This window comes from Streptomyces sp. NPDC059456 (genome assembly GCF_042750055.1).
In the GTDB taxonomy this organism is placed as follows: Bacteria; Actinomycetota; Actinomycetes; order Streptomycetales; family Streptomycetaceae; genus Streptomyces.
On the sequence record NZ_JBHYVA010000154.1, the window covers coordinates 1 to 12,269 of the forward strand.

Below are 12,269 nucleotides of genomic sequence, written 5' to 3' on the forward strand. Positions count from 1 at the left end.
CGCGGCGGCCGCGAGGACCTCCCGCTCGACCGCCTTGACGGAGGTCACCAGGCCCACCGCGTGCAGCGGCAGCGGGTCCACGGCCACCGGGTGGGCGCCGTTCGCGTCGACCAGGCAGGGCACCTCGATCACCGCCTGCGCGTCGAGCACCGACAGCACTCCGCGATTGCGCACGTTGAGGATCAGCGTGGCCCGCTCGTCCCGGGCGATGGCCCGCATCAGCGCGAGCGCGACCTTCTCGTACCCGCCGGACTCCAGATCGCTCTCGTCGCGCTCGCCCAGGCCCGCCGCCTCGCGGTTCTCGGCCATGTACGTGGCCTCGCGCTCGGCCCTGGTCCGGTCCCAGGCGGCCAGCGCCGCCCCGGCCGGCCGGTCCGCGCGGCCCGCCTCGGCGTAGAACCCGCGCTGCTGGTCGCGCAGGAACGCGCCGCGGGTCCGCTCGGCCTCCTTGTACGTCCGTACGGTGTCGCGGTTGAAGTAGTAGTAGTGCAGGTACTCGTTGGGGATCGCACCGAGCGAGCGCAGCCATTCGGCCCCGAACAGCCGTCCCTCCTCGAAGGACTCCAGTTTCCCGGTGTCGGCCAGCAGCCCGGGCAGCGCGTCGTGGCCGCCGATGCGCAGCCCGCGGACCCAGCCCAGGTGGTTGAGGCCCACGTAGTCGATCCAGGCCTCTTCGGGGCGGGCCCCCAGCAGCCGGGCGAGGCGCCGGCCGAGCCCCACCGGGGAGTCGCAGATGCCGATCACGCGGTCGCCGAGCTCCTCGGCCATGGCCTCGGTGACCAGCCCGGCCGGGTTGGTGAAGTTGATGACCCAGGCCTCGGGGGCGATGCGGGCGATCCTGCGGGCGATCTCCCGGGCGACCGGCACCGTCCGCAGGCCGTACGCGATCCCGCCCGCGCCGACCGTCTCCTGGCCCAGCACGCCCTCGGCGAGGGCCACCCGCTCGTCGGCGGCGCGTCCTTCGAGTCCGCCGACGCGGATGGCGGAGAAGACGAAGTCGGCCCCGCGCAGGGCCTCGTCGAGGTCCCCGGTGGCCGTGACGGCCGGGGCGTCGGACGCCCCGGAGGCGGCCGCCTGGTCGGCGAGCACCCGGGCCATGGCGCCGAGCCGGGCGGGGTCCTCGTCGTAGAGCGTCACCCGGGACACCCGGCCCGGGGGGGGGGGGGCGGCGCACCTCGGCGCATGCGGGCGTGGCGGCGCGGCCGGGACTGCGGCCCGCCGGGGGACGGGCGGCTGCCGTACTACGCGGTGAGCGGGGCGGGCGCCGCGGCGGCGGCGACCAGCCGGGCCGTGTCCACCACGCGGGCGAAGCCGCCGCCGTGGAGGTTGACGGCGGTGGCGGTGGCCAGCTCCTGGGCCGTCAGGTTCAGCCCCCCGGGGCCCGCGAGGTCGAAGGTGTGCGTGGCGTCGAGCGGGACGAGCACGTCGTAGCCCAGGTTCCCGGCCATCCGCGCGGTGGTCTCGACGCACATGTTGGTCTGGATGCCGGTCACCACGAGCTGGCCGATGCCCTGGGCGGTGAGCCACGCGGCCAGGTCGGGGGTGCCGTAGAAGGAGGAGTTCACGGTCTTGGTGACCAGCAGGGCCTGCTGCCCGGCGCGGTCCGTCACGAAGTCCTTGAAGGCGTGACCGGGGTGGTCGGCCGCCAGGACCGAGCCGGGGGTCCGCGAGGCGTGCCGGACGAGGACCACCGGGCGCCCCGACTCCTGCCAGGCGTCCATGAGGGCGGCGATGTTGGACTCGGCGGCCGGGTTGTTGCGGGGGCCCCAGTACGAGGCGTCGTCGAAGCCCTTCTGTACGTCGATGACCAGCAGGGCGGCGTTCGGGGCGAGGGCGATGTCGTTGTTCGTCATGTGTTCATGCTCGTGCGCCGGGCGGGCCGTCGACAGCGGCAACCGGGACCCGGATCGATGGGATCCTGCCAAGATGGCAGCATGCATCGTGTAGCCGTCGTCGTCCAGCCCGGGATCCGCAGCTTCGACCTCGCCGTCATCACCGAGGTGTGGGGGCCCGACCGCCGCCACCTCGGCGTCCCCCGGTTCGAGCTGCGCCGGTGTGCCGCCGACACCGGTCCGATCACCCTGCCCGGCGGGCTCACCCTGGCCCCGGACCGGGGGCTCGACTGGCTCGCCGAGGCGGATCTGGTGGTCGTTCCGGCGCTGGCCGCACCGTCCGATCCGACGCCCGAGCCGGTGCTGGCCGCCCTGCGGGAGGCGCACGCCCGGGGCGTGCCGGTCGCCGCGCTGTGCGCCGGGGCGTTCATCCTGGCGGAGGCGGGGCTGCTGGCGGGCCGCCGGGCCGTGACCCACTGGTCGCTGGCTCCGGAGCTGGCCGCGCGCCACCCTTGCGTGCTCGTCGAGGACGCACCGCTGTACGTGGCGGACGACGGGCTGTGGACCTCCGCCGGGGTGGCTTCGGGGATCGACCTCTGTCTGCACCTCGTCCGGCAGGCGCACGGGGCGGAGGCCGCCGCCGCCATCGCCCGGTCCATGGTGACGGGCCCGTTCCGCACCGGCGACCACGCCCAGTACCTGGACCGGCCCACCCCGGTGGCGGACCGGACGGCCGAGGCCTTGGCGGGCGTCCGGGAGCGGGCCCTGGGCCGGCTGCACGAGCCGCTGTCGGTGGCCGTGATGGCCCGCTGGGCGGGGATGTCGCCGCGTTCCTTCGCCCGTCATTTCGTGGCCGCGACGGGCACCACGCCGCACCGCTGGCTGCTCGGGCACCGCCTGGACGCGGCCCGCAGGCTGCTGGAGCGGACCGACCACCCGGTTCCGGAGGTGGCCCGGCGGGCGGGCTTCGCGAGCGAGGTCACCTTCCGCCAGCACTTCACCGCGCAGGTCGGCCTCAGCCCCCGTGCGTACCGGAGTGCGGCGGCCGCCACACCTGCAGCCCCGCCCAAATCCCGGTGACAGTGTTAGAAATGGCTCATGACCGGACGTCTGGGTCGACCCAGGGGATCCCCGCCCCGGCACCCGCCCGGGCGCGACCCGGGCCTGCCCCCGCGCCTGTCGCTGAGTGACCGCAGCGTCGCCGGTCAGGTCTTCGCGCTCATGGCGGCGATCGTCGTGCTGCTGATCGCGGCCGCCTCGCTGGCCCTCGTGTTCCAGGAGCGCTACGACACGGAGCGCGACGCGCGCAACCGCTCCCTCGCGGCGGCCGAGGCCTTCGCGCACGCCCCGGGCCTGCCCGCGGCGCTCGGATCGCCGAACCCGACGCGTGAGCTGCAGCCCCTGGCGGATGCCGCCCGCCGGGCCTCCGGCGTGGACTTCATCGCCGTGATGAACACGGACGGGATCCGCTACACCGATTCCAGGCCGGACCTGATCGGCAGGCGGGCCACCGGCGACCTCTCGCGCGCCGTCGCGGGGCGGTCCTTCACGGAGGTGTTCAGGGGCTCCCCGAGCGACGCGGTGCGCGCCGTGGTGCCCGTGCGGGACGCGAGCGGGAAGGTCGTCGGCCTGGTCGGCACCGGCATCGAGGTCACCAACGTCGCCGACGTCGTCGAGGGCCAGCTCCCCCTGCTGCTGGGCGCCACGGCGGGCGCGCTGCTGCTCGGCACGGGCGGCGCCGCCCTGGTCAGCCGGCGGCTGCGGCGCCAGACCCTGGGGCTGGGCGAGATCGAGATGGCCCGGATGAACGAGCACCACGAGGCGGTCCTGCACGCGGTGCGCGAGGGCGTCCTGATCATCAGCGCCGACCATCGGCTGCTGCTCGCCAACGACGAGGCGCGGCGGCTGCTGAGCCTGCCGCCCGATGCCGAGCGGCGGCACGTGAGCGAGCTCGGCCTCGATCCGCGCACGACGTCGCTGCTGGAGTCCGGACGGGTCGCGACGGACGAGGTGCACCTGGCGGGCGACCGGCTCCTCGCCGTGAACGTGCGGCCGACCAAGACGTACGGCGGGCACCCGTCGGGCAGTGTCATGACCCTGCGCGACACCACGGAGCTGGCCGCGCTCGCGGGGCGTGCCCAGGTGGCCCGGGAGCGGCTCCAGCTGCTGTACGACGCGGGGGTGCGGATCGGGACCACGCTGGACGTGGTGCGGACGGCGGAGGAGCTGTCGGAGGTGGCCGTCCCCCGGTTCGCGGACTTCGTCACGGTGGAGCTGCTGGAGCCGGTGCTGAAGGGCGAGGAGCCGTCGGGGGCCGTCGGCGCGTACTCGCAGATGCGCCGGGCGGCGATGAGCGGGGTGCGTACGGACCAGCCGCTGCAGCCGGTCGGCGACATCATCCGGTTCGAGGTGCCGACGGCGCCGATGGCGGCGGCCCTGGACGCCGGGCACGCGGTGCTGGCGCCCGATCTGCACGCGGCGATGGGCTGGCGGGCGCAGGACGAGCCCGGCACCCGCCAGGCACTGGGGTACGGGCTGCACTCGCTGATCTCGGTGCCGCTCCAGGCCCGTGGCGTGGTCCTGGGCATGGCGAACTTCTGGCGGGCCGCGGACACCGCGGAGGCCTTCGACGAGGAGGACCTCTCGTTCGCGGAGGAGCTGGGGGCGCGGGCGGCCGTGTCCATCGACAACGCGCGCCGCTTCACGCGGGAGCACGCGACGGCCGTGGCGCTCCAGCAGAGCCTGCTGCCGCGGGTGCTGCCGGACCAGAACGCGGTGGACGTGGCGTTCCGGTACCTGCCGGCGAAGGCCGGGGTGGGCGGGGACTGGTTCGACGTGATCCCGCTCGCCGGTGCGCGGGTGGCGCTGGTCGTCGGTGACGTCGTCGGGCACGGCGTGCACGCGGCGGCCACGATGGGCCGGCTGCGGACGGCCGTGCACAACTTCTCGGGGCTGGACATGCCGCCGGACGAGCTGCTGGGGCATCTGGACGAGCTGATCCACCGGATCGACCAGAACGAGTCGGCGGGTGCCGGGGACCCCGGGGAGGGGGCGGGCGAGCCGGCCGGGGTCACGGGCGCCACGTGTCTGTACGCGGTCTACGATCCCGTCTCCGGGCTCTGCACGATGGCGAGCGCCGGGCACCCCGGGCCGGCCCTGGTGCGGCCGGACGGGGGCGTGGAGTTCCCGGAGCTGCCGGCCGGGCTGCCGCTGGGGGTGGGCGGGATGCCGTTCGAGGTCACGCGGCTGCAGCTGCCGGAGTCGAGCCGGCTGGTGCTGTTCACGGACGGCCTGCTGGAGGACCGCGACCGGGATTTCGACACCGGCCTCGGTCTGCTGGCGCAGACGCTGGCGCACCCCGGCCGCAGCCCCGAGCAGGCCTGTGCCGACGTACTGGCCGCGCTGCTGTTCCCGGCGCCGAGCGACGACATCGCCCTGCTGGTCGCGGACACCCGGCGGCTGGAGGCGGACCGGATCGCGGAGTGGGAGGTGCCTCCCGACCCGGCGGCGGTCTCCCGGGTGCGCAACGCGGGCTCGGCGCAGCTGGCCCGCTGGGGCCTGGGGGACATCGCGTTCACGGCGGAGCTCATCCTCAGTGAGCTGATCACCAACGCCATCCGGTACGGGCATGCGCCCATCCGGGTGAGGATGCTGCGCGACCGCAGCCTGATCTGCGAGGTCTCCGACGGCAGCAGCACCTCGCCGCACCTGCGGTACGCGGCCACCACCGACGAGGGCGGCCGCGGCCTGTTCCTGGTCGCGCAGTACGCCGAGCGGTGGGGCACCCGGTACACGGAGCGGGGCAAGGTCATCTGGGCGGAGCTGCCGCTGACCGGGGATCCGGAGCCGGCCCTGCCGGTCCCGGACCTGGAGGCGCTGGAGGACCTGGCCTGGTGACGGGGACGCCGGTGGAACGATTCGCCGGTACCCGTACCCGTACCCGTACCTGAAACCGTAGCCGTGTCCGTACCCGTACGGCGGCGGGCGGTCAGCCGGCCGGGGAGAGCGCCGTGCGGGCCAGCAGGACCGCCACGTCGTCCTGCGGGGCTCCGGGCAGCAGGTGGGCCAGGATGTCGTCGCACAGCCCGTCCAGGGGCCGCCCGGGGTCCCGCAGCGCCCATCCGAGCTGGGCCATGCCCTGGTCGAGGTCACGGTCGCGGGCCTCGATGAGGCCGTCGGTGTACAGCACGAGCAGGCTGCCGGCCGGCAGGGCGACCTCCTCGGTGCGGAACTCCCGCGCGCCGGTGCCGAGGGGGGTGCCGGGCGGGCCGTGGAGGAAGGTGACCTGCCCGCGGGCGGTGACCACGGCCGGCGGCGGATGGCCGGCGCGGGCGATGACGCAGCCGCCCGTGGCCGGGTCGTGGACGGCGTAGACGCAGGTCGCCATCTCGTCCTCGCCCAGGTCGGCGACCGCGGTGTCGAGCGAGCGCAGCAGCTGGGTCGGGGGGACGTCGTGGCGGGCGAGGGTGCGCACGGCCGTGCGCAGCTGTCCCATGACGGCGGCGGCGTGGATGCCGTGGCCCATGACGTCGCCGATGACGAGGCCGGTGCGTCCGCCGGGCAGCTGGATGACGTCGAACCAGTCGCCGCCGACGTCGTGGTCGCTGGCGGGCAGGTAGCGGCCGGTGAGTTCGAGGCCGGTGACCTCGGGCAGGGCGCTGTTGGTGAGGCTGCGCTGGAGGGTGAGGGCGGCGCGCCGCTGGTTGGTGTACATGCGGGCGTTGTCGATGTTGAGGGCGGCGCGGGCGACCACCTCGTCGAGGAGCACGCAGTCCTGGGCGTCGAAGGGTTCGCGGGCGCGGACGCGGGTGACGGTGACCGCGCCGAGGACGGTGCCGCGGGCGAGGAGGGGGATCAGCCGGGCGGCGCCGAGGGTGGCGAGGTAGGCGCGCAGTTCCGCGGCGCGCGGGTCGGGAAGCAGCGCGTGGACGTCTGAGGCGTACAGGTTCATGGGCCGGCCTTCGGCGATGACGGCTTCGTAGACCGAGTCCGGGGGGATCTGGAAGGTCTGGCCGGGGGCGAGGCGGGCGGTGGGGGCGGTGGGGTCGGGGAACTCGACGGCGATGCGGCGGAGCACGCCCTGGTGGGTGGCGGCCGCGTCGTCGGGTGCGAGGACGCTCTCCAGCAGCTGTACGTCGGCCGAGTCGGCCAGCCGGGGTACGAGGACCTGCACGATCTCGCGGGCGGTCTGGCTCAGGTCGAGGGTGGTGCCGATGCGGGTGCCGGCTTCGGCGAGGAGGGCGAAGCGCCGGCGGGCCTGCTCCGCCTCGACCTGGGCGCGCTGGCTCTCGGTGATGTCGATGAGGGAGGCGATCACGCCGAGGGGGCGGCCGGAGCCGTCGAGGAGCGGTGCGTACGAGCAGGACCAGGTCCGGTCGTGGTCGGGGTCGGAGGGGGTCCGGCCGGTGCGGCGGACGTCGACGACGGCGGTCCCGCGGTCCATGACCTGCTGCATCGTGGCTTCCAGCGCGACGGCGTTGACGCCGGGCACGACCTCGGTGAGGCGTTTGCCGAGGTGGTCGGCGGCGGAGACGCCGTTCATCCGGGCGAGTGCGTCGTTGACGCGCAGGAAGCGCAGGTCGGGGCCGAGGGTGGCGAGTCCGATGGGCGACTGGGTGAACAGGCTCTGGAGCGCGGCGAGCGAGTCCCGCATGCCGAGGACCTCGGAGGTCTCGACGGCGATCAGCAGGGCGCCCGTGCGGCCCTGCGGGTCGGCGGCGGGGACGATCCACATCTCCATGGTGACGCGGTGTCCGTCGCGGTGGCGTACGGGGAGCGTGCCGACGACCGTCTCACCCGCCTGGACGCGCCGGGTCAGGTCGTCGGCGAGCGTCCGGTTGGCCTCGGGGACGAGTACGGAGCTGCCGGGGAGGCCGAGGATGTCCTCGGGGCGGTGGCCGAGCAGGTCCTGGGCGGCGAGGGACCATTCGACGATGATGCCGTCGGCGTCCTCCCGCCACAGGGCGATGGGCAGCAGTTCGCTGAGCACACCGGCGTATCCGACTGCCGCGGCCGGCTGATCCGGGACCTCGCTCGTCGACTGGTATGTGTCCACCGCACCGACCTCACCCCGGGGGGTCCGATTCCTACCGATTCACCCTATCCGAGCCCTCGGCGCGGGGCGCTGCTCAGTCCGGCGCGGGGCGCGGCTTCGGGTACAGCCAGGGCAGGACGAACGTGACCCAGAACAGGACGGCGTACAGGATGAACGCGCCCCACCAGCCGCCGAGCCCCGGACGGCCGAACTGGATCAGGGCGGCGATCGCCCCGCCGATCACGGCGGCGCCCGGCAGCAGCCGCCACCGGTCCGTGCCGACGTACAGGAGCGCGGCGCAGGCGAGGGCGAAGCAGGCCCCGACGATCAGCGTGCGGGCGCCGTCGCCGACGTCCGGCGGGTGCACGCCGCGCAGCTGCCAGAGGGCGACGGGCGGCCCGGCCAGCGCGAGCAGGAGGGCGGGGACGCGCAGTGGGGCCGGGCGGATCCGCTGGCGTACGAGGGCCGCCAGGGCGACCATCGCGTACGCGCAGACCGGGACGTGGCCCAGGAGGGAGGACCAGTGGGCGGTGCAGAAGGCGATGCCCGTCCACATCAGGACGGCCGCGCACAGGGCGGGCAGCGGGGCCACCGCCCCGGCCAGGACCGGGAGGTAGACCAGCGGCTTGAGCACCCCGAGGACGCCCTGCACGAGGCGTGCCCCGGCCTTGCCGCTGGGCTGGAGCGCCGGCCAGGCGAGCAGCCCGGTCCGCAGGGCCGCCCGGCGCGGGTCGCGGGCCCGCAGCAGCAGGCCGACCTCCTCGGCGCCGACCTCGGCGAAGGAGTCCAGCGCGGCGTCGAACTCGGCCGGTGTGGCCAGGCCGGGAGGGTTCAGCGGGGCGTCGGGCGGCCGGTTGCCGCCCCGGAAGCCCTTGTGGTGCAGTGCGGCGAGGAAGGGCAGCTCCTCGTGGAGGATCTCGTGCTGGCGCACGGCGGTCAGGACGTCCCGTACCCGGTCCCAGCGGGCGATGCCCGGCCGGCGGGTGACGTCCTGCGCCCACAGCTCGGTGAAGACCGGGCCGAGGGCCATTTCCGCGGCGATCTCCTCGCCGAGCTCCGTGAGGTCGGCGGTGTCCCCGAAGGCGTCGTGCAGGCGTTCGTCGGTGGCGACGACCGCCACGAGCGAGGAGGCCCCGTCGAGCCGGCCCCAGGTCCAGTCGCTCATCCGCCAGCGGGCGCTGAGGAACGCGGCGAAGTTGTTCAGCTGGTTGCCGCTGAGCTTGGCCCTGACCATGTCCTTCGGCGAGTTCTGGGCCACCTGCGGCAGCACCCTGCGGGTGGCCCAGCTGGTGTCGGCCGCCGAGACGGTGTGGAAGTCGATGTCCGGGGCCTCGGCCAGCGGGTCCGGGCGCAGCGGGCCGAGCAGCACCTCGGCGTACGCCAGTGCCTCGGCCATCGGCGGGCCCGCGCCGGCCGCGGCCTGGTGGAGCGCCTCGTAGCCGTCGACGTCGGGGACCAGGTTCCCGCCGATCTCCCGGCCCAGCCCGGCGAGCCGTTCCCACAGGAGCGTGAAGCCCTCGGGTACGGGCTCGGGGCCGGGGCCGGGCGCGGGGACCTCCGGCAGGGACCCGCCGGTGACGGCGGTCGCGAGGTTCGCCGACCAGGTCTCCCACTGTTCGGGGGTCGCCCCCGGTGGGGGCAGCGGCGGCATGAGGGCACCCAGCAGGCGGGTCGCCTCGTGGAAGGGCGCCGCGGCGTCGGTGGGGACGAGACCCAGGGACAGGGCGGCCCGGTAGCGGCCGAGCAGCAGCCGGTCGCGGGCTGCGCTCAGCGTGGCGACGGCGGCGCGGCACGCGAACAGCCGCGTCCGGTAGGCCTCCACCAGTTCCGTGTCCACGGGTCCCGTTCCGGACTCGTACGCCCGCAGCCAGTCCATGAGCAGCCGTACGGTGCGCGCCGGGACCAGGGGGGAGTATCCGGGTCCGGGCAGGGTGCCGGGCACGGCCGCCAGGCCGGGCGAGGCTTGGCGCAGCCGGGTGAACAGGGCCGTCGAGCCCTCCCCCGCGCTCTCGTCCAGTGCGTTCAGCGGCCCCGGGCCCGCGGGCAGCGGCAGCGCGTCCGGGCCGGTCACGTCGGCCGGGTCCTCCAGCAGCCGGATCAGCCGCAGGGCCTCGGCGCGGCCGACCGTGCGGGCGTACGCCTCCTGGCGGGCCATCGCCGTGTCGTACAGCTCGACGAGGGTCAGCGGCATCACCCCGGAGGCGGCCCGCTTCTGCTGGGCCGCGGCCTCGGCGGCGCGCAGTTCGAGGGCGTCGTCGCGCAGGGACTCGGAGCCGGTCTTCACGGCCAGGGACTTCGCGGCCAGCCGCACCAGGCGGGTCACGCGCCGGCTGCCGCCAGGCTCGGGGGGCGGCGGGAGGGGCGGCACGGGCTGGAGGAACAGCAGCCAGCGGTCGGCCTTGCGGGCCACGGGCGCCCCGGCGACGGCCCGTACGGCCCAGGCGACGGGGATGTTGTCCAGCAGTCCGCCGTCGATGAGTTCGGCGCAGCCGTTCAGGTTCTCGTCGGGGTGGCCGGTCTCGCTGCTGACGCCCCGCATGTCCACGCGGGGCGGGTCCTCGACGGGCTGCGCGCCGTTGCCGACGTACACGCGGGCCGGTTCGAAGGCTCCCGGGAACGAGGAGGAGGTGCGGGCGGCGTAGGCCAGCCGGTTCAGCGCGACCTCGCGGGCGGCGCCGGTGACGTCGTCGGGGAAGTCGGTGAGGGCGCCGCGGTGACGGAAGCGGAAGTAGGCGTTGGACCGGCCGACGAGGAGCGGCCGGCCGAGGGTGGGCCGCACCCGGTCGCGGCGGGGCCGCAGCCGGGTGGCGGTCAGGATCAGCCGCAGCGAGGTCGGGGGCTCCCAGTCGGGCGGGGCCTCGTCGAGGAGCCGGCCGATCGAGCGGCGCAGCTCCGTGTAGAAGACCTCGTCGCCGCGCATCAGCGAGGCCGGCACGTGGAAGGGCGTCGAGCGGCGCAGCAGCCCTTCGAGGTCGCCCAGGCGCAGCCACACGTCGCGCACGCCCGGCCCGAACGGCATCCCGTAGACGAGGTGGCAGGCCAGCAGGACGCCGTTGAGTCCCCCGGCGCTGGTGCCGACGAGGACGTCGATGTCGACGTCCTCGTACCCGCAGGTCTCCAGCAGCCCCGCGTACAGGCCCGATTCCGGGGCCGGTTCCTGCCGGGCCGCCGCGCGGAGCGCCGCCGTCTCGCAACAGGCCCCGCCCATCCATACGGCGAGGCTGACCCCGCCGCGCATCGCGAGGGCCAGGCGCAGCTCCGTACTGCGCCGGCCCGGCCGGTCGTCGCTCATGCCTCCAGCTTGGCCCCGGATCAGGCGTGCCGCACCCGGGCGGCCGGCACCTCCCGGGCCCGGGTGGCCGAGCGGCAGAAGTTCCGTATGAGGCCGGAGAGTTCGCAGCCCGGTTCGACGCCGAGTTCGCGTTTCACCAGGTCGCGGTAGGTGTCGTAGGCGCGCATGGCCTCGATGAGGTTGCCTTCCGCCAAGTGGGCCTCGATCAGGGCCCGCTGGGCGCTCTCGCGCAGCGGTTCGGCGCTGACCGCGAGCAGGGCCGACTCCACCGCCTCGGCGTGCCGGCCGACGCGGGCCAGCTCGCGGCTGAGCGCCTCCAGTGCGTGCAGCAGCCGCTGGCGGACCCGTTCGCGTTCCAGCAGCACCCAGTCGTCGTACCAGCCGGGCAGCAGATCGAGTGCGTCGGTACGCCATTTGAGCGCCGACAGGTCCTGGGGGGTGGCGGTGCCGCCGATGAGCCGCCCGGCCCAGCCGTACAGGACGTACAGGTCGACGACCGTGTGCTCGCGCACGGCGAGGGAGCACTTGTCGGAGTCGAGCAGGTCGATGCCGGCGGCCTTGAGCCGCCACAGTGCGGAACGCAGGTTCCCCGCCGCCCTCAGGTCGTCGCCGGACGGCCACAGCGCCCCCGCGGCATGGCGGCGTTCGACCCGTCCGCCGTGCAGGGCGACGAACGCGAGCAGCCGCTTGCCCCCCTCCGGCACGTCGAGCCATCTCCCCTGATGGACGACGCGCGGGCCGCCGAGGAGGTGGAGTGCCGGCGCCTCCCCCTGCCCGGGAACACGGACCGGTGACGCGAGGAACTGCTGGTTCATAGGCGGTCCTCCTGCATAGAAGTCCGACCGCACATGCTATGCGCACACCGTCACGGATCAGTCACCGAGCGCTATCCTTCACACGGCCGTCCCGTCCTGCCGGTCACTGCCGCCTCCCGGGTCGTAACAGTGCCTCCGCTCCCTCCTGACGAAGGCGACCCAGTCGCCGACGGGTGCGTCGTGGGGGGGGGCGGGGCGCCGCCCCCCCCCCCCCCCCCCCCCCCCCGCGCGCGGGCGGGGGGCGGGGCGCGGGCCCAGCCCCCCCCCCCCCCGCGGGGGGGGGCGGCCCCCCCCCC

General features: G+C 75.1%; 7 protein-coding genes. 2 read left to right on the forward strand and 5 right to left on the reverse strand.

Translation table 11 applies throughout. The features are described 5' to 3' along the window. Together ACFXA3_RS16125 and ACFXA3_RS16130 are read right to left on the reverse strand one after the other, a co-directional pair. Nucleotides 1-1,146: 6-phospho-beta-glucosidase (locus ACFXA3_RS16125; protein ID WP_385187217.1), on the reverse strand; the 1,146-nt coding region annotated here is incomplete at its 3' end. 95 nt (nucleotides 1,147-1,241) lie between these two features. Next, nucleotides 1,242-1,853: a cysteine hydrolase family protein gene (locus ACFXA3_RS16130; protein ID WP_385187219.1), complete on the reverse strand. Its 612-nt coding sequence runs from the start codon at nucleotides 1,851-1,853 to the stop codon at nucleotides 1,242-1,244. Nucleotides 1,854-1,934: 81 nt separating this feature from the next. Between ACFXA3_RS16130 and ACFXA3_RS16135 the strand changes: the two genes are divergently transcribed. After that, nucleotides 1,935-2,912 (forward strand): GlxA family transcriptional regulator, encoded by a 978-nt coding sequence (locus ACFXA3_RS16135; RefSeq protein ID WP_385187221.1) that lies wholly within the window; start codon nucleotides 1,935-1,937, stop codon nucleotides 2,910-2,912. Between the two features lie 18 nt (nucleotides 2,913-2,930). Further along, nucleotides 2,931-5,729 (forward strand): SpoIIE family protein phosphatase, encoded by a 2,799-nt coding sequence (locus tag ACFXA3_RS16140; RefSeq protein WP_385187223.1) that lies wholly within the window; start codon nucleotides 2,931-2,933, stop codon nucleotides 5,727-5,729. Between the two features lie 91 nt (nucleotides 5,730-5,820). On the opposite strand, the gene ACFXA3_RS16145 is transcribed toward ACFXA3_RS16140, so the two are convergent. From ACFXA3_RS16145 to ACFXA3_RS16155, 3 genes are all read right to left on the reverse strand, one after another. Continuing rightward, entirely contained in the window at nucleotides 5,821-7,887 is a 2,067-nt protein-coding gene (locus tag ACFXA3_RS16145) for a SpoIIE family protein phosphatase (RefSeq protein ID WP_385187225.1), read from the reverse strand. Nucleotides 7,888-7,960: 73 nt separating this feature from the next. Further along, nucleotides 7,961-11,158 carry a DUF3376 domain-containing protein gene (locus tag ACFXA3_RS16150; RefSeq protein ID WP_385187227.1) on the reverse strand — a complete coding sequence of 1,066 codons (3,198 nt, stop codon included), beginning with the start codon at nucleotides 11,156-11,158 and terminating at the stop codon, nucleotides 7,961-7,963. A 20-nt stretch (nucleotides 11,159-11,178) separates the two neighbouring features. Further along, complete coding sequence (locus ACFXA3_RS16155; protein WP_385187229.1) at nucleotides 11,179-11,973, reverse strand: BTAD domain-containing putative transcriptional regulator; 795 nt, start codon at nucleotides 11,971-11,973, stop codon at nucleotides 11,179-11,181. Between the last annotated feature and the right edge of the window lie 296 nt (nucleotides 11,974-12,269).

Coding starts and splice junctions, on each gene's coding strand:
- ACFXA3_RS16130 (WP_385187219.1), bottom strand. CDS start 1,853: ATGACGAACAACGACATCGCCCTCGCCCCGAACGCCGCCCTGCTGGTC.
- ACFXA3_RS16135 (WP_385187221.1), top strand. CDS start 1,935: ATGCATCGTGTAGCCGTCGTCGTCCAGCCCGGGATCCGCAGCTTCGAC.
- ACFXA3_RS16140 (WP_385187223.1), top strand. CDS start 2,931: ATGACCGGACGTCTGGGTCGACCCAGGGGATCCCCGCCCCGGCACCCG.
- ACFXA3_RS16150 (WP_385187227.1), bottom strand. CDS start 11,158: ATGAGCGACGACCGGCCGGGCCGGCGCAGTACGGAGCTGCGCCTGGCC.
- ACFXA3_RS16155 (WP_385187229.1), bottom strand. CDS start 11,973: ATGAACCAGCAGTTCCTCGCGTCACCGGTCCGTGTTCCCGGGCAGGGG.